The sequence below is a fragment of the Thalassospira tepidiphila MCCC 1A03514 genome (assembly GCF_001662875.1).
GTDB lineage: Bacteria > Pseudomonadota > Alphaproteobacteria > Rhodospirillales > Thalassospiraceae > Thalassospira > Thalassospira tepidiphila.
Genome location: NZ_JPVZ01000001.1, coordinates 71,428 through 92,323, shown reverse-complemented (window position 1 = coordinate 92,323; position 20,896 = coordinate 71,428). Strand labels below are relative to the sequence as shown.

General features: G+C 54.4%; 20 protein-coding genes. 7 read left to right on the top strand and 13 right to left on the bottom strand.

The features are described 5' to 3' along the window. Positions 1-108 precede the first annotated feature (108 nt). The 3 genes from TH4_RS00420 to TH4_RS00410 all read left to right on the top strand — a co-directional run bounded on the left by TH4_RS00420 (position 109) and on the right by TH4_RS00410 (position 2,087). Positions 109-426 carry a DUF1476 domain-containing protein gene (locus TH4_RS00420; protein WP_008891728.1) on the top strand — a complete coding sequence of 106 codons (318 nt, stop codon included), beginning with the start codon at positions 109-111 and terminating at the stop codon, positions 424-426. A gap of 165 nt (positions 427-591) precedes the next feature. Beyond that, on the top strand, positions 592-1,269 hold the full coding sequence (locus TH4_RS00415) for a response regulator (RefSeq protein ID WP_008891727.1): 678 nt from the start codon (positions 592-594) through the stop codon (positions 1,267-1,269). Between the two features lie 122 nt (positions 1,270-1,391). Further along, complete coding sequence (locus tag TH4_RS00410) at positions 1,392-2,087, top strand: CTP synthase C-terminal region-related (seleno)protein (protein WP_064779513.1); 696 nt, start codon at positions 1,392-1,394, stop codon at positions 2,085-2,087. 52 nt (positions 2,088-2,139) lie between these two features. Here the strand turns inward: TH4_RS00410 and TH4_RS00405 are convergent, their stop codons facing one another. Then, on the bottom strand, positions 2,140-3,063 hold the full coding sequence (locus TH4_RS00405; protein WP_064779974.1) for a DMT family transporter: 924 nt from the start codon (positions 3,061-3,063) through the stop codon (positions 2,140-2,142). Between the two features lie 99 nt (positions 3,064-3,162). On the opposite strand from TH4_RS00405, the gene TH4_RS00400 reads away from it, so the two are divergent. Beyond that, positions 3,163-4,062 (top strand): LysR substrate-binding domain-containing protein, encoded by a 900-nt coding sequence (locus TH4_RS00400; protein WP_064779512.1) that lies wholly within the window; start codon positions 3,163-3,165, stop codon positions 4,060-4,062. A gap of 53 nt (positions 4,063-4,115) precedes the next feature. Here TH4_RS00400 and TH4_RS00395 read toward each other — a convergent pair whose 3' ends face one another. Together TH4_RS00395 and purB are read right to left on the bottom strand one after the other, a co-directional pair. Beyond that, positions 4,116-4,736: a YbhB/YbcL family Raf kinase inhibitor-like protein gene (locus TH4_RS00395; RefSeq protein ID WP_064779511.1), complete on the bottom strand. Its 621-nt coding sequence runs from the start codon at positions 4,734-4,736 to the stop codon at positions 4,116-4,118. A 163-nt stretch (positions 4,737-4,899) separates the two neighbouring features. Beyond that, positions 4,900-6,210 carry an adenylosuccinate lyase gene (gene purB / locus TH4_RS00390; RefSeq protein ID WP_064779510.1) on the bottom strand — a complete coding sequence of 437 codons (1,311 nt, stop codon included), beginning with the start codon at positions 6,208-6,210 and terminating at the stop codon, positions 4,900-4,902. Positions 6,211-6,562: 352 nt separating this feature from the next. Here purB and TH4_RS00385 point away from each other — a divergent pair, with 352 nt between their 5' ends. Beyond that, positions 6,563-8,323 (top strand): HD family phosphohydrolase, encoded by a 1,761-nt coding sequence (locus TH4_RS00385; RefSeq protein WP_064779509.1) that lies wholly within the window; start codon positions 6,563-6,565, stop codon positions 8,321-8,323. A gap of 89 nt (positions 8,324-8,412) precedes the next feature. On the opposite strand, the gene TH4_RS00380 is transcribed toward TH4_RS00385, so the two are convergent. The 5 genes from TH4_RS00380 to TH4_RS00360 form a co-directional block, all read right to left on the bottom strand. Then, positions 8,413-9,426 (bottom strand): ABC transporter ATP-binding protein, encoded by a 1,014-nt coding sequence (locus TH4_RS00380; protein ID WP_280806643.1) that lies wholly within the window; start codon positions 9,424-9,426, stop codon positions 8,413-8,415. Further along, a complete protein-coding gene (locus TH4_RS00375) occupies positions 9,423-10,397 on the bottom strand; it encodes an ABC transporter ATP-binding protein (RefSeq protein ID WP_064779508.1) in 975 nt (324 codons plus the stop codon). Before TH4_RS00375 ends, TH4_RS00380 begins: the two co-directional genes overlap by 4 nt. Before the next feature lie 19 nt (positions 10,398-10,416). After that, complete coding sequence (gene oppC / locus TH4_RS00370; RefSeq protein WP_120224564.1) at positions 10,417-11,322, bottom strand: oligopeptide ABC transporter permease OppC; 906 nt, start codon at positions 11,320-11,322, stop codon at positions 10,417-10,419. Positions 11,323-11,324: 2 nt separating this feature from the next. Beyond that, on the bottom strand, positions 11,325-12,248 hold the full coding sequence (gene oppB / locus TH4_RS00365) for an oligopeptide ABC transporter permease OppB (RefSeq protein ID WP_064779507.1): 924 nt from the start codon (positions 12,246-12,248) through the stop codon (positions 11,325-11,327). A gap of 78 nt (positions 12,249-12,326) precedes the next feature. Then, entirely contained in the window at positions 12,327-13,961 is a 1,635-nt protein-coding gene (locus tag TH4_RS00360; protein ID WP_064779506.1) for a peptide ABC transporter substrate-binding protein, read from the bottom strand. A gap of 692 nt (positions 13,962-14,653) precedes the next feature. On the opposite strand from TH4_RS00360, the gene TH4_RS00355 reads away from it, so the two are divergent. Together TH4_RS00355 and TH4_RS00350 are read left to right on the top strand one after the other, a co-directional pair. Further along, entirely contained in the window at positions 14,654-15,868 is a 1,215-nt protein-coding gene (locus tag TH4_RS00355) for an AraC family transcriptional regulator (protein ID WP_064779505.1), read from the top strand. Between the two features lie 129 nt (positions 15,869-15,997). After that, positions 15,998-16,861 (top strand): MipA/OmpV family protein, encoded by an 864-nt coding sequence (locus TH4_RS00350; RefSeq protein WP_245227655.1) that lies wholly within the window; start codon positions 15,998-16,000, stop codon positions 16,859-16,861. Positions 16,862-17,027: 166 nt separating this feature from the next. On the opposite strand, the gene TH4_RS00345 is transcribed toward TH4_RS00350, so the two are convergent. The 5 genes from TH4_RS00345 to TH4_RS00325 form a co-directional block, all read right to left on the bottom strand. After that, positions 17,028-17,423 (bottom strand): VOC family protein, encoded by a 396-nt coding sequence (locus tag TH4_RS00345; RefSeq protein WP_064779503.1) that lies wholly within the window; start codon positions 17,421-17,423, stop codon positions 17,028-17,030. A 37-nt stretch (positions 17,424-17,460) separates the two neighbouring features. Then, entirely contained in the window at positions 17,461-18,177 is a 717-nt protein-coding gene (gene radC, locus TH4_RS00340; protein ID WP_064779502.1) for a RadC family protein, read from the bottom strand. Between the two features lie 152 nt (positions 18,178-18,329). Beyond that, entirely contained in the window at positions 18,330-19,136 is an 807-nt protein-coding gene (map, locus tag TH4_RS00335; RefSeq protein ID WP_063088941.1) for a type I methionyl aminopeptidase, read from the bottom strand. Between the two features lie 110 nt (positions 19,137-19,246). Further along, positions 19,247-19,960 carry a DNA/RNA nuclease SfsA gene (gene sfsA / locus TH4_RS00330; RefSeq protein WP_064779501.1) on the bottom strand — a complete coding sequence of 238 codons (714 nt, stop codon included), beginning with the start codon at positions 19,958-19,960 and terminating at the stop codon, positions 19,247-19,249. Positions 19,961-19,983: 23 nt separating this feature from the next. Continuing rightward, positions 19,984-20,883, bottom strand: a complete 900-nt coding sequence (locus TH4_RS00325) for a methyltransferase domain-containing protein (protein ID WP_064779500.1) — start codon at positions 20,881-20,883, stop codon at positions 19,984-19,986. Positions 20,884-20,896: the final 13 nt, after the last annotated feature.

The window sequence follows — 20,896 nt, the reverse complement described above, 5'->3', positions numbered from 1 at the left end:
CGGGGTGAAATCGGTGTCGTTTATTGTCATATAAAATGCTATGACAGACAATGGCTTGACCGGTTTGGCTCCGATGACAATGTGACCAGCTTACAGAAGGAATCGATTATGAGCAGCTTTAATGATCGTGAACGCGGGTTTGAAGCAAAGTACAGCTTTGATCTTGAACAGGATTTTCGCGTCGAAACCCATCTTTATAAAATGCTGATCCAGTGGGCTGGCGAACAGATGGGCATGTCCCCCGAAGAATGTCAGGATTACACGCGCAAGATCATTGGCGAGGTTGTTGCCAACCCGCGTGAAAACGGTGTTGTTGCCCTGTTGCTGGCCGATTTTGGACGCAAAAATATCGACGTCACAGCCTCTGCATTGAATGTAAAGCTCGAAGAACTACGTCCGGTTGCGCGTGCAGAAGTACTGTCGTGATTGCGCGCTAGTGCATCTGCTTGGAAAACTTCTCGTTTGCTAATATGTGCAGCCTTACGTATCCTGAGCTCCCCAGACCGAAAAATTGAGTAGGTGCAACCTTTTGGTGTGGTATCCTTCGCAGGTAGGTGAAGGAGCCGATTAGGTAGATGAAAGGCGACAGCATTGCGTATCCTTTTGGCGGACGATCACGATCTTGTTCGTGAGGCAATCTCGCTACTGTTCCAACAGTATTTCGATGACTGTGAAGTGGCCGAAGCAGGGGCATTGGACCCCGCACTCGAGCTGATAGCAGCCAATAATACATTCGATCTGGTGCTGCTTGATCTGCGCATGCCGGGGATGAATGGACTTGAAGGTTTGAAGCGCACCTTGGAGAAGGTGGCAGATTCGACCTTTGTGGTTCTGCTTTCTGGCGCATATCGAAGTGAAGATGTCCGCAAGGCGCTTGAGGCCGGTGCGCATGGCTTTATTCCCAAGACCCTGCGTGGGCAGGCCCTGGCAAATGCTGTGCAGCTGGTTCTGGCTGGTGACAAATACCTGCCGTCGTCGATTCTGAACGACATGAATGACAACATGTCAGGCGGGGGTGATGGCGAAGGTCGCCTTGCCGGTGGCTTTGGCAGTGAGGGCGATTTTGGCCGTCTGACACCGCGTGAACGTGAAGTTCTCGCACTGCTGTCAGAAGGACGTCCGAACAAGGACATTGCCCGTCACCTTGATCTGCGCGAAATCACGGTGAAGTACCATTTGAAAAACATCTATCGCAAACTGAACGTCTCGAACCGTGCGCAGGCCGTGAAAATGGCTCTTGAAGATATGGCGCGGTCCGGAACTTTGTAGTAGGTTCGACAAAGGCAGCTCCGTTTGGCGCTCAAATCCCGGCTCGTGATTTCACGGGCCGTTTTTTGTTGGTTGAACCGGCTTTTCTCCCTCGTCATTGAAAACGAAACGAGGAAAAACATATGACCGTCACCATCGCACTTGTCGGCGATTACAACCCGAACGTTACCGCCCATCAGGCCATCCCGAAGGCCCTGGAACTGGCCGCCAAAAATCTTGGAATTACCGTCACATTTCACTGGGTCGCGACATCCGACATTGATTGCCCTGATGCCCAAGCCCTTGATGGCTATAACGGGATATGGTGCGTGCCGGCGAGCCCCTATCAAAGCTTTGACGGTGCGCTTGCCGCCATTCGGCGTGCGCGAGAAAACCGCATTGCATTTCTGGGTAGTTGTGGCGGGTATCAGCACGCGATCCTGGAATATGCCCGTAATGTTCTTGGTCTTGCTGATGCGGCAAATGCGGAAATCGACCCGGATACGGATTTGCCCCTGATCGCGCCGCTTAGCTGTGCGTTGATTGATCAGGATGGTGGGATTGACCTTGCGGAAAACAGTGTGATCCGCAAGGTTTGTGGCACAGCGCATTTGACGGAAACCTATCGCTGCTCATTCGGGTTTAATCCGGAATACGCCCATGTGCTTGACGGCCGGGATCTTCGGATTGTGGCCTGGGATCAGGATCGCGATCCGCGCGCGGTTGAGCTTCGCGGGCATCCGTTCTTCATCGGAACCGCGTTTCAGCCCGAACGTGCCGCCCTTCGGGGTGAAGATCATCCATTGATCAATGCATTCGTCCGTGCCGTGGCGGGCTAACAGCCTTTTTGAAGGTCCCCTGCACACGTGATGTGTGCAGGGGACTGATTTATCAGCTTTGCTGTGATGGCAGATTTGCCAGGCAGCGTTGCATCGGTGGGGTGCGTCCCGATTGCATCACGACAACCCCGGTCAGGATTGCCACTAGTGCAATCAGATCAAGCAGTTGAACGCTTTCCCCTAAAATCAGCGAGCCGGTCAGAACGGCGATAATCGGCGGGATATAGGTCACGCTTGCCGCTTTGACCGCGCCAAGATTTTCAACAACGAAGTAATAGCACAAATACGCAAAGCCGGTGCCAAACAGGCCAAGCCCAAAGAACAGGCCAAGGGCGATCCAGCCATTGTCAAAGATCGCGCTGGCGCCGTCAAAGTCGGTGGTAACCAGCAATGTCAGCGCGGCAATACCCAATTGATAGGTGCAAAGTGCAAGGGGCGAAATGCCAAGCGGGCTTAAGAACCGGCGGGCATAGACAAAGGACAGGCCAACGCAGAGGGACCCAAGTCCGATACACCCAACCCCGGCAAGATCGCTTGCCGAAACGCTTGCGTCCCAGGGCCGCGCAATCATCGCGACCCCGATAAAGCCAACCCCCAATCCAAGAAGCGAGCGACGATTGACAGGCTCATCGCGCAAAAAGGCCGCAGCGGTGATAAAGGAAATCATTGGAATGGCGCCGCTCAGCATCCCGGCAAGGCTGGATGGCAAAAGCTGAATGCCTTTGGCAAAGCTGAAATAGTAAAGACTGCCCGCCAGAACCGACATCACGATAAAATGGTGGGTAAAGCGCAAGTGCCGCCATTTAAGTTTGCGCCCGATCAGGGCTGCGGCAAAAACCGGCAGGAACCCCATAAACACGCGAACGGCGGCAATCTGTGTCGGGGTGATCAGGGTGCTAGCACTTTTGTTAAACAGAAACGTCATGCCCCAGGCAAGGGCCAGAAACCCGAACACGATATAGGCTTTGTTTTTCATGGTGGCGGACCAGTTTGGAAAAATCATGGCCCATTGTCTAAATTCCCGGTATTTTTCACAAATCATACTATCTGGATTATGAAATAGAAAAACTGCGTTATGGGATCATATCCGCCACTTAAATCACTGCCAGCGTTCGAGGCATCGATGCGCCTGAAAAGCTTTGCGCTGGCGGCGGATGAATTGAATGTCACGCCCGGTGCGGTGGGGCAGCAAATCCGCAAGCTTGAAGACTGGCTTGGGGTGGAGTTGTTTACGCGCACAGTTCGCCAGATTACGCCAACGGCGGATGGTCTGGCTTATGCAGCGCGCATTGCCCCGGCCTTGCAGCAGATCCGCGATGCCAGCCATCAACTGCGCGATCAGTCAAATCATGCGGTGCGGTTCGTTATGCCGCCAAGCTTCGCGGCAAAATGGTTCTCCAAACGAATGTCGCGGTTTCTGATCGCCCATCCCGAAACCTCGCTTCATGTCGGATCATCGTCGGTGCTTTTGGATTTTGATCATGATCCGGTCGATCTGGCGGTGCGCTATTTCGATGGCGTCGATGAAAGCCTCGAAACCATATTGCTGTATCAGGGGCAGGCGGCGGCCTTTTGCGCGCCGTCCTATCGCGACAGGTTGGGACTGGATCGCCCCGATGACCTTGCGCGGGCGACGTTGTTGAATGATATCCTGCATCCGTGGTGGGAAGAATGGCTGGGCCGGTTTTCAACCCTGACGGCGCCCGACATTCGCGCCATAAAGCGCGTGGAAATCGATCAGACATCCATGGCGATTGAGGCGGCAATTCATGGGCAGGGCGTCGTTCTGGCCAACCCGCTTCTGGCCGAGGAAGACATTTCCGAAGGCAAGCTGATCCACCTGTATCCGGATCAGGTCGTCAAAGTGCCGTCAGGCTATTATCTGGTCTGGCCGAAGAACCGCGATCTGCGCGCGCCGGTCAGGGAATTCCGCGACTGGCTGTTGGCAGAAGCCAGCGACCTTGCCATCAAATAACAAACCCCGGCCGAAAGATTTCGACCGGGGTTGTAAAAGCGGTACGGCGCGGATTACAGATCGCGGTTCATGGTGTAGGTGCCCATGTAGCTTGCCTTGTCCAGGACATGGCCCTCAATGGCGGCAAGGGCATCCGGGCCGGTAAAGGGCTCTGGCAGGTCGATCTTGTCGGTATCAAGCGCATAGACCGTGAAATGATAGTGATGAATGATCGAGTCATTCCATGGCGGGCAGGGGCCGTCATAGTCACCGTAATCACCGCCCATATCGGTATCGCCGGCAAACCAGTCGGTATAGTTGTTCAGGCCCGCCGTGCCATATGGCTTGGCGCCGGGCATCTTGCCCTTTGGCGTCACACCATTGGACGCGACACCTTCTTCAAGCTTTGTGATGCTGGTCGGGATATTGACCAGAACCCAGTGGTAGAAATCAACACGTGGCAAGCTTGCCGGGACTTCCTTGCCTTCGATATTGACGTCCTCACCCGATGACGGGACATCCGGGTCATGGCAGATCAGGGCGAAGGATTTGGTGCCTTCGGGAATGTCGCTCCAGGAAATGGCGGGACTGATATTGTCCGATATTTCAAACCGGCCCTCTGCCGGGATTTTACCGAACGCGAACTTGGCCGGGATCGGCGCGCCGTCTTCCCATCCTTTGATGCTCAGTTTCATTGCTATGCCTTTCCTGTAATTGACATTTTTTGATGTGTTAGCTGTGTTCGATATAGCTCAGCATCAATGATGCGCAATGTCAAAGGCCTGTATCGCCGCACGTTAAAACGAAAAAAGCCCCGGCCAGACGACCGGGGCTTTAAAGCAGGCTTTGGTATTTTGCTTAGTCGGCAAAGACACGGGCAAAGATCGTGTCGACATGCTTGGTGTGGTAGCCAAGGTCAAACAGCGCTTCGAGCTTGTCCATCGGAATGCGGTTGGTGACGTCTTCGTCGGTTTTCAGAAGCGACAGAAGATCGCCTTCGCGGTTCCAGACCTTCATCGCGTTGCGCTGAACGATGCGATACGAGTCTTCGCGCGAAACACCATACTGGGTCAGCGTCAGCAGAACACGCTGCGAGAAGACCAGACCACCCATCTGGTTCAGGATCTCGTCCATGCGTTCCGGATAGACAACCAGGTTTTCAACAACGTTGGTCAAACGCATCAGGGCGAAATCAAGCGTGACGGTTGCATCCGGGCCGATGTTACGTTCGACCGAGCTGTGCGAAATGTCGCGCTCGTGCCAAAGGGCAACGTTTTCCATTGCCGGGATCGCCATTGAACGCACCAGACGGGCAAGGCCGGTCAGGTTTTCGGTCAGAACCGGGTTACGCTTGTGCGGCATCGCCGAGGAGCCTTTCTGCCCCTTGGAGAAGAATTCTTCAACTTCGCGAACTTCGGTGCGCTGCAAGTGACGGATTTCGGTCGCCAGATGTTCGATCGACGACGCGATGACACCAAGGGCTGCGAAATAGGCGGCATGACGGTCGCGCGGGATCACCTGGGTCGAAACCGGTTCCGGCTTCAGGCCAAGCTTGGCGGCAACATGTTCTTCAACACTCGGATCGATGTTGGCGAATGTGCCAACCGCGCCGGAAATTGCGCAGGTCGCGATTTCATCACGTGCGGCAACAAGGCGATCACGGTTACGTTTGAATTCTGCATAGAAGGTCGCAAGCTTCAGGCCAAAGGTTACCGGCTCTGCGTGGATGCCGTGCGAACGACCCATGCAGGGGACGTCTTTGGTTTCATAGGCGCGCTTTTTAAGGGCTGCCAGAAGCTTGTCCATATCTTCAAGCAGGATGTCGGTTGCCTGGGCGAGCTGCACGTTAAAGCAGGTATCAAGCACGTCCGAGCTGGTCATGCCCTGGTGGACAAAGCGGGCTTCTTCGCCGACCTGTTCGGCCAGTTCGGTCAGAAACGCGATCACATCGTGTTTGACTTCGGCTTCGACGGTGTCAATGCGGTCGATGCGGTCCTGGGTATAGGGCTTGTCGCCTTTTTCCCAGACAAGCTTGGCGGACTCAGCCGGGATAACACCCAGTTCAGCCAGTTTGTCAGCAGCGTGGGCTTCGATTTCGAACCAGATACGGAACTTGTTCGCCGGTTCCCAGATGGATGTCATCTGCGGACGGGAATAACGGGGGATCATGCGGTCGCCTCCGGGCAAGATGGTTGGGTGCCGGAAATAGATCTCGATGATCGGAATGCGTAGTTGATTGCACGATCACGGCGCCGGCACGCTTTCACGGGGTCGGATAGTCCATTCCGGGCAAATTGGCAACCCTGCAGACGGGTATGGCAGGGTTGTGAGGGCGGATAGTCCATTCCGGGCAAATTGGCAACCCTGCAGACGGGTATGGCAGGATTGTGAGGTGATTTTACCGCTCGGAAACTTGTGCGCTGTTAGAAAAATAGCAACTTATTGAGAATATATCCTGTAAACAGGCACAAAGTATATTCGGCGACGCGGTTAATCCGAATGCGAAGTGGGCAGAATTTTTATGGCGCGTGAACGCGACGGGGCCAACAATCATCAGAAAGATGTGACACAGGTCCGCAATACAGACGCAAACTATCTGGCGGAACTGGTCGAACTGGGTATCGCCCTGTCGGCACAGCAGGGGCGCGAAGAGCTTAACCAGAAAATCCTGATGGCTGCGCGCAACTTCACCAACGCCGATGGTGGATCGCTTTATGTCGTCAATCAGGACGAAAGCGAACTTCATTTCCGTATCATGGTCAATGATACGCTTGAGACGTTCTTTGTCTCGGGCCGCGAAACCGAGAAACCATTCCCACCCTTGCCGCTTTATGACGACGAAGGCCGCCCGAACTACGCCAATATCGCGACTTATGTCGCGCTGACGGGCAAGGCGATCAATATTGATGACGCCTATAGTGCAGACGGCTTTGACTTTACCGGCACCCGCGCATTTGATGCCAAAACAGGGTATCGGTCGAAATCCTTCCTGACTGTGCCGCTTAAAAACACCAGCGGCGTTGTGATCGGCGTTTTGCAGCTGATCAACGCGCGGGACGATGCGGGCAATGTGATTTCCTTTGATCCGGCGATTGAGCCGATCATCAATGCGCTCGCCAGTCAGGCGGCGGTTGCGATTGAAAACAGTCGCTTGCTAGTGGCACAGCGCGACCTGATGGAAAGCTTTGTCCGCGTGCTGGGGCAGGCGATTGATGCCAAATCACCACACACCGCAGGCCACTGTTCGCGGGTTCCGATCATAGCCCGCATGCTGGCGCAGGCGGCTGTGGATGACCGGGATGGCACATTTTCCAATTTCTATCTGACAGATATGGAATGGTACGAGCTTGACCTGTCGGCCTGGCTTCATGATTGCGGCAAGATCGTTACCCCTGATCATGTCATGGAAAAAGCCACCAAGCTTGAAACCATCCATAACCGTATTCACGAAGTCCGCACGCGTTTTGAAGTGCTGCGTCGTGACGCCGAGATCGAGATGCTCAAACGCAAGCTTGATGGCGAGGATGCACTTCAGTGCGAGGCCGATTTTGCCCGCCGGGTGACCGAACTTGAAACCCAGTTTGCCATGGTGGCGGATGCCAATATTGGCGATACCGAACTTGATACCGACACCATCTTTGCCCTGCATGACATCGCAGAGCAGGAATGGACGCGGTATTTTGATCGCACCATCGGCTTGTCGTGGTCGGAACAACAGCGCCTTGATGATGCGAAACTGGCCGAACTGCGCGCAACCGGCACTGAAAAGCTTTTGATGGATCGCGAAACCGACATCTATAACGGTTTTAACCGGGGCGAGCTCTATAACCTCTCGATCCCGCACGGCACCCTGACATCGGAAGAACGTCAGGTGATCAACGATCATGTTGTCATTACCCAGGATATGCTGGCCCAGCTGCCATATCCCAAGGAACTGCAACGCATTCCCGATATTGCCGGAAATCATCACGAAAAAATGGACGGTTCCGGGTATCCGCGTGGTCTGACCGGCGATGATATGGGGATCCTCGAAAAGGTCATGATGATTGCCGATGTGTTTGAGGCGCTAACAGCGGTGGATCGCCCGTATAAGCGGCCGAAAACATTGTCTGAATGTATCTCGATCCTGGCCGATATGCGCGACAAAGGGCAGATCGACAGCGATCTGTTCGAGCTTTTCCTGACAAGCGGCACCTATCAGGAATACGGACGCAAGTATTTGCGTGAAGATCAGCGCGACGAAGTCGATATCGCACAGTTCATCGTCTCCAATCCTGACTAGACAGCTTTCCGCATGCGGATAGAAAAAAAGACCGCCACAAGGGCGGTCTTAAAAGTTCGGGTGCAGTTTCTTGGGAGGTTCTTGTTGAACTAGATGCTGTCATGGAAGTGACAGGCGACTTCCTGACTGTCTGAAACGCGTTCCAGTACCGGTGGCTCCTGTGCGCATTTATCCTTGGCAAACGGGCAGCGGGTTCGGAACACGCATCCTGATGGTGGTGACAGCGGGCTTGGCAGATCACCGGTCAGAACGATGCGTTCCTTGTTGCGTTCGATCTCGGGATCGGGGATCGGAACGGCGGAAATCAGGGCCTTGGTATAGGGATGTCGTGGTGCGGCATAGATGCTGTCACGGTCCGCAAGTTCGGCGACATTACCCAGATACAGCACCATGATGCGGTGACAGATGTGGCGCACGATCGACAGGTCATGGCTGATGAAAATCAGCGACAGGTCAAATTCACGCTGCAATTCCTGCAACAGATTGACGATCTGGGCCTGAATGGAAACATCAAGTGCGGAGACTGGCTCGTCACAGACAATCAGTTTGGGCTCCAGGATCATTGCGCGCGCAATGCCTATGCGCTGGCACTGACCACCGGAAAACTCATGCGGATACCGGTTGATCATTTGCGGCAACAGGCCAACGCGCGCCATCATGCGTTTGACCCGTGCCTTGATTTCTTCCTTGCCGAGTTCCGGCTTATGGGTGACCAGCGGTTCGGCAATGATTTCGCCAATCGTCATGCGCGGGTTCAGGCTGGCCAACGGATCCTGAAAAATGATCTGCAGGTCCCGGCGCAATGGCTGCATGTCACGATGTGGTGCGCCGACGATGTTCTTGCCAAGCCAGGCAACCTGTCCATCGGTTGGCGGGATCAATTGCAGGATCGCGCGACCAAGCGTGGATTTGCCGCAGCCAGACTCCCCGACAACACCAAGTGTCTCGCCGGGATAAAGATCGAAATTGACGCCATCCACGGCCTTGAGTTGCCGGTCAGGGGCGAACAGGCCCTTTGACGGGATCGGGAAATGAACCTTGAGATCGCGGACCGACAGGATTGGAGAAGCGTCTTTTTTAGCGGATTTGTTCATCACGCTCATTTGTCATCCTCCCGGAAACAGGCGCTGGCCCGGCCATTGCCAAATTCCCTCAAAAGCGGGCGTTCCGCACAGCAGCGATCAAACACATATTCGCAACGTTCCTGATAGGCGCAGCCTTTTGGAAGGTTTTGCAGGTTGGGCGGCTGGCCCGGAATGGCAAACAGGCTTTCCTCATCGGCGCGATCAATCCTTGGCATCGATTTCAAAAGGCCTTCGGTATAGGGATGATGACTGTCGTAATAGATGTCGCGAACCGATCCGGTTTCGACAACACGCCCGCCATACATCACCATCACCCGGTCACAAAGACCCGCAACCACACCCAGATCATGGGTGATCATGACGGTGGCTGTGTTGAAGTCCGTTTGCAGATCGCGCAACAGATCAAGGATCTGTGCCTGCACCGTCACATCAAGGGCGGTGGTCGGTTCATCGGCAATCAGAACTTCCGGGTCACATAGCAGCGCCATGGCGATCATCACGCGCTGGCGCATGCCCCCGGAAAACTCATGCGGATACATGTGAACGCGCTGGGCCGCGCCGGGAATTCCGACACGGTCAAGCATGGTGATTGCGCGCGCCAAAGCGTCGCTTTCCGACATGCCACGATGTTCGACCAGAACTTCCGTCATCTGCCGGGAGATTTTCAGAAACGGGTTTAGCGATGTCATCGGATCCTGAAAAATCATCGACATCGACACACCGCGAATTTTGTTTAATTCGCGGGGCTGCAGATTGAGGATTTCCTTGTCCTTGTATCGGACCGACCCGGTGGATGCGCCGTTTTTGGCAAGCAATCCCATCAGCGACAGGAAAATCTGTGTCTTGCCCGATCCGGACTCCCCGACAACACCAAGCGTTTCGCCCGGATCGATGTGGAAATTGACGTTATTGACGGCCTCGACCTCGCCATCCGGGGTCTGAAAGCGCGTGGTCAGGTTTTCGACAGTCAGAATATGATTTGTGGTCATGGTTTTTCCTTGCCCTCCCTCACCTGTCTTTCGGATCAAGCGCATCGCGCAGACCGTCACCGATGAAGTTAAAACAGAACAGGGTGAGTGCCAGGAACACAGCCGGATAGATCAGCATCCATGTTGATGCCTCGATCACCTTGGCCCCTTCGGAAATCAGAACGCCCCAACTTGTCAGCGGCTCCTGCACGCCCAGTCCAAGGAAGGACAGGAAGCTTTCGGTCAGGATCACCTGCGGGATTGTCAGGGTCATATAGACAATGACCGGGCCCAGAACGTTGGGAATGATGTGGCGGAAAATGATCTTGAAGTTCGAAACACCCGTTGCATGGGCAGCTTCGATAAATTCGCGCCGACGTAGCGACAATGTCTGACCGCGGACAATACGTGCCATGGTCAACCATTCAACCGCGCCAAGCGCAACAAAGATCAGGAAGATGTTTCGGCCAAACACCACCATCAACATGATGACAAAGAACATGAAGGGCAGGGAATAAAGCACATCGACAAACCGCATCATGATGCTGTCGATCTTGCCGCCGAAATATCCGGCAACTGCGCCGTACGTAACGCCGATGATCAGCGAAACCGTGGTAGCGAGAAGCCCGACCGCGAGCGATACACGTGCGCCGTAAAGCACCCGAATAAACAAATCGCGGCCATTGCCATCGGTGCCAAAGATATGGCCGTTCTCCCAGTTCGGACCTTCCTGGATATAGCCCCAGTCGATCTGGTCATAGGCATAGGGGCTTAGAAGCGGGGCAAAGATCGCGAGTAACGTAATAATGCCCAGAATGATCATGGAGCCGACAGCGGCCTTGTTGCGGAATAGCCGGATGCGGGCATCGCGCCAGAGGCTGCGACCTTCGATTTCTTCGGCCGCACCGGCTGATTGCAGCAGAGCTGTTTTTTCAGATTTATTCATTATCAGCGTGACTTCAGTTTGGGATCAAGAAGGCCGTAAATCATGTCGACCAGGAAATTCAGCAGAATGATCATCACCGCATAGACAATCACCACCCCCATCACGAGCGGGTAGTCGCGGTTCAGCGCTGCCTTGATGAAATAGGTGCCGATACCGGGCACGCCAAAGATGCTTTCGATCACGACCGAGCCGGTCATGACGGCCGCCGTTGCCGGACCAAGATAGGAAACAACCGGTAACAGCGCGCCCTTGATGGCGTGGCGATTGACGACAAGCGTCTCGCGAAGGCCCTTGGCGCGTGCGGTTCGGATGTAATTCGAATGCAGAACTTCGACCATCGACCCGCGGGTCAGACGTGCGATATAGGCAATCTGGGGCAGGGCAAGTGCGATGATCGGAAGGATTTTGTATTCAAGTTCCCCATCCCCCCAGCCGGCGGTCGGCAGGATCGACAGATAAAGCCCAAATACCAGCGACAATAACGGCGCCATGACAAAGTTCGGAATGGCGATGCCGATCATCGCAACACCCATGACAACGAAATCAACCGCGCTGTTTTGTCGAATGGCGGCATAGGTGCCAAACGCGACGCCAAACACAAGCGCAATGGCAATCGCACTCAGGCCCAGCTGCATCGAGGCAGGGGCGCCTGCTATGATCAGTTCGGCAACCGAAAAGTCGCGGATTTTAATTGATGGTCCGAAATCGCCCTGGAAAAGCTTGCCGATATAGATCGCGTATTGTTCGACCAGCGGCTTATCAAGGTCATAGGCAGCCTTGATGTTCTTTTCGATTTCCGGCGGTAATGCGCGTTCCTGATCGAACGGGCCGCCCGGTGCGATACGCATCATGAAGAAGGCGACTGTGATCACGATGAACAATGTCGGGATCGCGATCAGCAGGCGCCGAATGGCGTAAGATAACATTTTCTCTCATCCCCGTCGGGGTGGTCACAGGCTGCGGGCGGGAGGAACACCACACAGCCTGCGACACGAAGGCAGGATTTACTCGGCGATGTCGAGCCAGCGGGTCAGGTGACGATCCGGGGCGTTATCGATCCAGCCCTTGATCTTTGGTGAGACCAGCTGTTTCGAGACATAGTAGTAAATCGGGATGTAGGGCTGTGCCTCCATCATGATGGCTTCTGCGCTATGCATCAGTTCAGCACGCTTTTTCAGGTCGCCTTCATTCTCGGCAGCCAGCATCAATTCGTTGTAGCGGGCGTTATCAAACGCGGCATAGTTCAGCGGGCCGGTGCGTTCTTCGCCGAGGAACAGGAAGTTCTGCGCATCGTTGTAATCGGCAATCCAGCCAGCACGGGCGACTTCAAAGTCACCGACTTTCAGGTCGGCATAGTGGATTTTACCTTCGGTGTTAAAAAGCTCTGCATCGACGCCGATCTGTTTCCACATGTTCTGAACCGCAATCGCGATACGCTTGTGATTTTCAGATGTGTTGTAACGCAGCGTGAATTTAAGCGGGTTTTCAGCGGTATAACCGGCTGCTTCCATCAGTTTCTTGGCTTCGGCGACCTTGTCACCATACGAGAGGTCTTTCCAGGAAACATATGCAGGCTCGGTATAGTTACCGGTTCCCGGCGGAACAAAGGAATAAGCCGGAAGTTCGCCAGTTTTCAGAACCGCGTCGGTGATTGCTTCGCGGTTGATCGCAAGCGACAGTGCCTTGCGGACGTTCGGGTCCTGGAATTTCTCTTTGTCGGTGCGGATCGCGTAGTAATAGATGCCGGCATAGGGCGCGATGCGCAGGCTGTCGGCCAAATTGTCACGCAGCCAGGAAATCTGTTCGGATGCGATGTCGCGCGCAACGTCCAGTTCTTCGGCGCGGAAACGGTTCTGCATCGCCGTGCGATCTTCGTAGGTGTAATAGATCACCTCGTCGATCGGAACGTTTGCAGCGTCATAGAATTCTTCGTTCTTGACCAGTTTGGTGTGAACGTTTGGCACCCATTCGACAAGTTTATAAGCGCCGTTCACAACGATATTTTCCGGCTTTACCCAATCCTTGCCGTATTTTTCAACGACATGACGCGGAATGGCGAAAGCGGTCTGGTGGGTCAGCTGCGCCAGGAAATAGGGGGCAGGTGCGGTCAGTTTGACTTCGAGGGTATGGTCATCAATGGCCTTGGCTGCGAGTTTCGCGCCATCCTTGCCAGTGTTGACTTCCTCAGCACCTTCGATGATGTAAAGCAGGGATGCGTATTCCGCACCCAGTGCCGGATCAAGAAGACGTTCCCAGCCGGCGATAAAGTCCTGTGCCGTAACCGGGGTGCCATCCGACCAGTTATGGTCGCGGATTTTGAAGGTGTAAGTCATCCCGTCTTCGGAAACGGTCCAGCTTTCGGCCGCACCGGGAACCGGTTGGCCATCCGGGCCATATGTCAGAAGACCCAGCGACATATCATCGGAGATGCGGCTGGTCTGAACGGTAGAGATGAAATGTGGATCCATTGACTGCGGTTCGCCGTCGTTACCAATTCGCAGGATCTTTTCAGCCTGCGCCTGGCTGGTCGACAACATCGTCATCGAACCGGCAATCAAGGCGGTACCCAACACAAAAGCACGTGAGGATTTTAACAACCCGTTCACGAGACCTTTTGCAGTCATCGCGTTGTCTGACATCTAAAATGTCTCCCTTGTCATTTTGATTTTTCGTTACGTACCTCCCAGAAAGTACGTACGTGAAAATACTGATCCGGGTATGCGCTTACTGCAAGGCAGATTCTACACAACGGGGAAGATAGATTAATGCTTGCGCGGGAAAACGTTTTCAATCGTTAATTGTTGTGCGTATGGGGATTTATGTCGAATTTGTTACGGTGTTTGGCATTCTTAACACCAATCGTCCGAAAACCGTCAGGACGGTATGGTTTCGGTGGATGATCGCGCAAAAGTGGTGATCTGCGCTGACACCGTTCCCATTCGACCGCCTCGCACATCACAAGATGCGACCGAATCGCAAGAAACCCGGCCCATATGGCGGTCGCAGGACGGATTTGAAAACAGCAGATATTGGACAGCGAACTCTTTTGCAGGCCTGGTGGTGATATCTGATCGCGATTTTACGAACGCGTGGAGCCAACCAAGAACATGGGTGAAAATAAGCGCTTGAAGAACAGTGCGATCAAGGCGGTATTGCATGAATCGGGCTGTTTTGATCGAAGTGCCTGCACCCATGTTGCTGAGTCCCCTCAAGGAAGTCTTGGTTGCAGCGTGGCTGATAGTCGCGTATTTCCGTAGAGTTCGTTGCGGCTCTTGCGTTCTGCTCGGCCAAGCATATCCCACCAACAGAAACCGCCACTGAAGGCGCAGGAATGATTGAAACATTCGACATTCTTTTTCTGATCGTTTCGGTTCTTGGCGTATCGCAGGCGATTTTCCTGATTGTCCTGTTGATGGACGAAGGAAAGCGCTCTTTTCGCGCCAATCGCTGGCTCATGGTGTTCGGATTTTCGGTTGGTATGAGTTTTATCGACGATACGTTCGACCCGTTCATCAGTCCGATTGTGAACCTGTATCTTGTGCCGGTTTTTGCGCCATTCTTTTTTGCCTTTATACCGTCGATATATTTGTATTTTCGGGAAGTTTCCGGCAATCCGGTTTCCCGGCCCTACCGGCATTTTCTGGTATTGATCCCGGTGACCGCAGCGATCGGGCTTATGGTTTACCTAAAAAGTACGCGGATGGTCGCCAATCAGGATCATGTGCGTGATGTCGGGTTGCAGATTGCGTTTTCATCGCAAGGGCTTGCCAATTTGGTTCTCCTGGCGATTGTCATCCTGTTTTGCGTGTCGTTTGTCGGTTACATGACGGGGATATGGCGGCTCGCGCGGCGTTATTTGCGACAAGCCAATTGGCAACTCCAAGCCGACAGTGAACGAATGCGTCGCTGGATTATCGAGCTTCTTGTCGGGATGACGGTGCTGTTTACCGTCTTCACCTTGACCAATTTGTTGGATCTGTTTGTCTTTCACGCGGAATGGCTGTCGCTTGGTGTCAAGGTGGGGTTTGTGGTTGTGTTCTTCCGCATGTGTCAGGTTATCGCGCAGAACCCGGCGATCTTTGTGCAAGCGGAAACCGAAGACGGCGCCCAGGACAATCTGCCTGAACGTCAGGAAACCGGCCAAGGGACCGACGCCCAGCAGACCCCGATGTCGCGTGCAATTGTTGATGACCCCGGCATCGCCCGCATTCGCACCCGCCTTGCAAGGATCGTCGCAGACCGTGAAGTGATGCTTGATCCATTGCTCACCATGCCCAAACTGGCTTCTGCTGTCGGGGCAACGCCCAACCAGCTTTCCTTTGTCTTGAACCAGCATCTGGGCAAAAGCTTCTTTGATTTCGTCAATGAAGTCCGGGTTGACGAGGCTTCTCGCCTGCTGGTCGAGGAACCAAATCGCACGATCCTCGATATCGCAACCGAGGTCGGCTTCAATTCGAAATCGACCTTCAATCAGGCTTTCAAGAAAATCACCGGTCATACACCAAGTAACTATCGTCAGAACAATTTCGCAAAATCAAATAGTTAAGGCGTATGAATGCGCATTAGTACCTGTTTGGCACGGATTGTAAGTACAAGGCTATAAAACCGGACGCCTTCTTTCGCACGCTCGGGCAATGTCGCGACATCAACAACACAATTGGGATGTTTAGACATTATGGTATCGCATTTTTGTTCTCGTCGTTTGGGGGATGCAATGGTGCTGGGCGGACTTGGCATCTGTACGGCAGCCATCATCATCATGCTTGCCAGCAGCGCGCACGCCCAGACGGCAACGCCTGGACAAAGGGAAATCATCCGCGAACAGGTAAATCCGCAGACCGAAGACCCACTTAAACCCTGGCTTGGCGGCAATTGGCAGATCGGTGCCTTCGGCCAGATCAGCAGCAATCCCTATCGCGGGGCCGATAGTACAGATTTAGACGCGCTTCCGGTACTGGCCTATGATGCCGAACGTCTTCGTATCGGTATTGACGGCATTGATGCCAAAGTCTGGATGAATGATTTTGCCAGCGTTTCGGTCATTGGCGGACTTCGTATGGAGCCATTTGATCCGGGTGACTCAAGCTATCTGAACGGGCTTGAAAAACGCGATATGGCATACGAAGCCGGTATCGGCGGATCGTTGCGTGTTTGGCACGGCGAGCTTCAGGCAAGCTATCAGACCGATCTCAACAATGCTCATGGCGGGCATGAGGTGGATGTTGCTTATTACCTGCCAACCGAATACGAGAAGTTCAGCTTCAATGTCGGCGGTGGTGTGACCTGGCAAAGCGAAGACCTGGTTGACTACAACGTCGGCGTGCGCCGTAATGAAGTGCGCAGTGATCGTGGCTTCTATTCCCCCGACGCCACCTTTATCCCGCATCTTGATTTCAGTGTGACCTATCCGGTGACCGAAAGTTTTGCCGTCGTCGGGACCACTGACGTGAAATTCCTGCTCGACGAATATACCGACAGTCCGATCATTGATGAGGACTATGTGCTCAGTGCTGGGCTGGTGCTGGTCTACACCTTCTGACCCTGAACCGTCTCCCTGTCATCTTACCTCGAACTTGTCGGCAAGCAATCAGGCTTTGCCGACGAGACGGACCGGCATCCCCCACTATTGCAACCAACTGCCGGTCCGTTACCTTTTCCGCGATTTTATTCCCGATCGGTGGCGGGTATCGGGATAGCAGCCAGTTTCACCCTGATACCTTCAGTTGCAGCAAATCCCATTTGTTGCCATAGAGGTCCTCAAACACGGCGACCGTGCCATAGGGCTCATCGCGGGGAGCTTCAAGAAAATGAACCCCTGCATCAACCATGCGTTTGTGATCGCGCTCAAAGTCATCTGTGTTCAGGAAAAAGCCAACCCGACCGCCGGTTTGATTGCCAATCGCGCTGACTTGGTCGTCATTGCCTGCCTTCGCCAGCAAAACACGTGTTTCACTAGCTCCCTTCGGGGAGACCACCACCCACCGTTTCCCGCAGCCCATGTCGGTATCTTCAATCAACTCAAAGCCGACTTTTTCGGTGTAAAATGCGATGGCTTCGTCATAGTCGCGCACGACAAGGGCGAACAAACCGATATGGGGCATGGCTATCTCGTGGTGGGAAATGGATCAGGGATGGCAGCTATATCAGGCCCAGCGTCTTAAAGGAATTATATCCCGCCCGGCTGATGATAATGTGATCATGAACGGTGATGTCCATCGCCTTGGCCGCATCAACAATCTTGCGGGTCATGTCGATGTCACCCTTTGACGGGGTGGCATCGCCGCTTGGATGGTTGTGCACCAGAATAAGGGCGGAGGCATGCAGTTCAAGCGCACGCTTGATGACTTCGCGCGGATAGACCGGGGTGTGATCGACTGTGCCACGTTGATGGCATTCATCGGCAATCAGCCGGTTCTTGCGATCAAGAAACAGCAGGTGCAGTTCTTCGTTCTTAAGGTGCCCGATCCGGGCCCGGCAATAATCAATAAGCTGTTCCCAACTGGCGATCACCGGCAATTCCATCGCCCGTTCACGTGATAGATGCAGGGCACTTGCCTCGGCAATCTTGATGGCGGCAATCCCGGCTTCGCCAAGTCCCTTGGCGGTTTTAAGGTCTTCGGGGCGGGCAGCCAGAACATTGGCAAAGCTGCCAAATTGCGCGATCAGCGATTTTGCCAGTGGTTTGACGTCGCCCCGCGGCATCGCCATACACAGCATCAGTTCAAGCAACTCGTAATCGGCAAGGGCGGTGGCACCCCCCTTGATAAACCGATCACGCAGCCGTTGGCGATGGCCGTGATAATGGGGTTTTGCGGATTTGGCGTCGGGGGAATGAGGTGCGTCAGTGCCAGACATGGCAGCTGTACCTGCTGCATGCGCTGTGCGGGCCTGATCGAAAAAGACCCGCGTGCCATCATCTATTTCTGATGTGGTCTGTTGGGCAGGAGTGGAAGCAGCTTTGCGATCCTGTTTTTCGCTCAAATCTGCTTCCCCTTGTTAGGTGCCCGTTACTCGGCAGCTTTGCTGAGATCGTAGGGCGGCTTTTCCAGACCGGCCGGGGATCGGGTAAATATTTCAAACCCGTCATCCGTCACGCCGAGCGAATGTTCAAACTGTGCAGACAGTTTGCGGTCTCGCGTCACGGCTGTCCAGCCATCGGGCAAAATTTTACACGCATAGGTTCCCTGATTGATCATCGGCTCAATCGTAAAGATCATGCCGGGCTCAAGCACCAGACCTTCGCCTGGCTTGCCGTAATGCAGGATATTTGGCGCATCATGGAACACCTGACCAAGCCCGTGACCGCAGAAATCGCGCACCACCGAAAAACGCTCGCTTTCGGCATAGGACTGGATGGCATGGCCGATATCGCCAAGGGTTGCCCCCGGTTTGACGGCATTGATGCCGCGCCAAAGCGCCTCATAGGTCACATCGACAAGACGCTGCGCCATGACCTTGGGCGTGCCAGCGATATACATGCGCGATGTATCGCCATACCAGCCATCCAGAATGACCGTGACATCGATATTCATGATGTCGCCATTGGCGAGTTTCTTGTCGCCCGGAATACCATGGCAGACCACATGGTTGATCGATGTGCAGGTGGATTTCGGAAAACCGCGATAACCAAGGCAGGCCGAGATCGCATTATGATCGCGGATATATTCATCACACAGGCGATCAAGCTCACCGGTGGTGACACCCGGAACCACATGCGGGGTAATCATATCAAGCACTTCAGCTGCCAGCTTGCCAGCGGCGCGCATGCCTTCAAATGCTTCGGGGCCGTGAATTTTGACTGTTCCGTTCGCCACCCGAAAATCTCCTTAAACTCGGCAATATCTATATTCGATGTATAGCCCAATGACATAAAGCCACCGGCCAGAATTGGCAAGGATTGGCTGATATGCGCGGGGTTTGATGCTTATAAGCCGGTGATCGGTAATGTGTCGCGCACCGTCACCGCACTGGTATCAATCGAACAATCATAGGCAATCGCCTCAACCCCGTTGGCACGCGCAGCCTTGAACCGTTCGCCGTAATGCGGGTCGATGTCGGTGGCCAAGGTAAAGCGATCACAATCGGTGCGCTGGATCAGATAAAACATCACCGCCCGATGGCCTTCGGCAACCATATCGGCCATTTCATCAAGGTGCTTTGCACCACGTGCGGTGACGGCATCTGGGAATTCGGCCAAACCCGGAACGTCTTCGTCGCGTTTGAGGTGGACGTTTTTGACCTCGACATAACAAAGGCCGCGGTCGGGATCTGACAGCAGAATGTCGATCCGCGAATTCTTGCCGTATTTAACCTCGCGCTTGAGGCTTTCATAGCCCGCCAGTTCGGGAATTTTCCCGGCAAGGATTGCCTCTTCGACAATGGCGTTGGGGTGGGCGGTATTGATGCCGATCCATGCATCGCCGATCTGGCAGAGCTCCCAGCTGTATTTCAGTTTGCGTTTGGGATTGTCTGATTGCGACAGCCAGACATCAATGCCCGGCTCCTTCAGCCCGATCATCCCGCCGGGATTGGCGCAATGGGCCGTAATCACTTCGCCATTATCAAGCTCAACATCGGCGAGAAACCGTTTGTAACGTTTGATCAGCTTGCCGTGGATCAGGGGGCTTGGGAGCTGCATCTGCGCCCTTTCAATTTGGGAAGTTATTGCTTCTTCGCATCATCACCGAGAAAATCAACCAGACTGACCTGACCCGTTCCACGGCGCAGCGGTTTGGGTTGGCTTTCATCCGGGGCCCAGGCGGTCAGATAGATCACCTGAAACTTGGCATGGATGCGGCCATCAGGGCGGGCATGGCGTTCGTGATAAATCGCTGCTGCCCGCGCAAGGGTGCTGCGTTTAGTGAATTTCTTGGATCGTTTGGCGATCAGGTTGCTTTCACCCATCCCTGACAGATCGCGCATCAGTTTCAGCGCATCGGGATAGTCGATATAGATATCATCGGCATCGACCACCGGCAGGGCAAAGCCGCTGCGCTGCAAAAGCGCCCCGGCATCCTTGACGTCGACGAACGGTGAAACGCGCGGGGATACGCCGCCTTCTTCCTCGGCCTCCGCCGTCATCAGAGCTTCGCGCAAGTCCTTAAGCGTCTCACCACCCAGCAAGCAGGCCAGAAACAGCCCATCGGGTTTCAACGCACGACGCGCCTGAAGCAACATGCCGGGCAGGTCATTGACCCAGTGAAGCGACAGGTTGGACAGGATCAGATCAAGCGATCCTTCGGCAAAGGGCAGGAATTCCTCGTCCGCGACCAGCGTGCCTTTGCCGTTGTTGGCCTGTGCGGCCTTGGCATAGCCCCGCGAAATATCGGACTGATAAAGCGTTTCGATGCCGCCGCGGGTGCCGATGATCTGGCCCAATTCGCCACTATGACAGCCAAGATCAACCGCCAGCGGGAATGTGCGCGTGGTGTCATCAAGGCGATCGGCAAGGCGTTCGGCGGTTTCGGCAAACAGGAAATTATAATCCTGTGCCTTGGTCGCCGCGCGGTCGCGGCGGAGTTTCAGGATGTCTCGATCAAAGACGGTGATCGGATCGGCCATGGGGCGGGAAGCT

What these genes read in the sequence shown, in the direction of transcription:
- TH4_RS00385 (WP_064779509.1), top strand. Translation starts at nt 6,563, where the DNA reads ATGGCGCGTGAACGCGACGGGGCCAACAATCATCAGAAAGATGTGACA.
- TH4_RS00405 (WP_064779974.1), bottom strand. Translation starts at nt 3,063, where the DNA reads ATGAAAAACAAAGCCTATATCGTGTTCGGGTTTCTGGCCCTTGCCTGG.
- TH4_RS00380 (WP_280806643.1), bottom strand. Translation starts at nt 9,426, where the DNA reads ATGAGCGTGATGAACAAATCCGCTAAAAAAGACGCTTCTCCAATCCTG.
- TH4_RS00325 (WP_064779500.1), bottom strand. Translation starts at nt 20,883, where the DNA reads ATGGCCGATCCGATCACCGTCTTTGATCGAGACATCCTGAAACTCCGC.
- TH4_RS00355 (WP_064779505.1), top strand. Translation starts at nt 14,654, where the DNA reads ATGATTGAAACATTCGACATTCTTTTTCTGATCGTTTCGGTTCTTGGC.
- TH4_RS00410 (WP_064779513.1), top strand. Translation starts at nt 1,392, where the DNA reads ATGACCGTCACCATCGCACTTGTCGGCGATTACAACCCGAACGTTACC.
- TH4_RS00400 (WP_064779512.1), top strand. Translation starts at nt 3,163, where the DNA reads ATGGGATCATATCCGCCACTTAAATCACTGCCAGCGTTCGAGGCATCG.
- TH4_RS00360 (WP_064779506.1), bottom strand. Translation starts at nt 13,961, where the DNA reads ATGTCAGACAACGCGATGACTGCAAAAGGTCTCGTGAACGGGTTGTTA.
- TH4_RS00395 (WP_064779511.1), bottom strand. Translation starts at nt 4,736, where the DNA reads ATGAAACTGAGCATCAAAGGATGGGAAGACGGCGCGCCGATCCCGGCC.
- sfsA (WP_064779501.1), bottom strand. Translation starts at nt 19,960, where the DNA reads ATGCAGCTCCCAAGCCCCCTGATCCACGGCAAGCTGATCAAACGTTAC.
- TH4_RS00350 (WP_245227655.1), top strand. Translation starts at nt 15,998, where the DNA reads ATGGTATCGCATTTTTGTTCTCGTCGTTTGGGGGATGCAATGGTGCTG.
- TH4_RS00345 (WP_064779503.1), bottom strand. Translation starts at nt 17,423, where the DNA reads ATGCCCCATATCGGTTTGTTCGCCCTTGTCGTGCGCGACTATGACGAA.
- oppC (WP_120224564.1), bottom strand. Translation starts at nt 11,322, where the DNA reads ATGAATAAATCTGAAAAAACAGCTCTGCTGCAATCAGCCGGTGCGGCC.
- oppB (WP_064779507.1), bottom strand. Translation starts at nt 12,248, where the DNA reads ATGTTATCTTACGCCATTCGGCGCCTGCTGATCGCGATCCCGACATTG.
- TH4_RS00375 (WP_064779508.1), bottom strand. Translation starts at nt 10,397, where the DNA reads ATGACCACAAATCATATTCTGACTGTCGAAAACCTGACCACGCGCTTT.
- TH4_RS00420 (WP_008891728.1), top strand. Translation starts at nt 109, where the DNA reads ATGAGCAGCTTTAATGATCGTGAACGCGGGTTTGAAGCAAAGTACAGC.
- purB (WP_064779510.1), bottom strand. Translation starts at nt 6,210, where the DNA reads ATGATCCCCCGTTATTCCCGTCCGCAGATGACATCCATCTGGGAACCG.
- radC (WP_064779502.1), bottom strand. Translation starts at nt 18,177, where the DNA reads ATGTCTGGCACTGACGCACCTCATTCCCCCGACGCCAAATCCGCAAAA.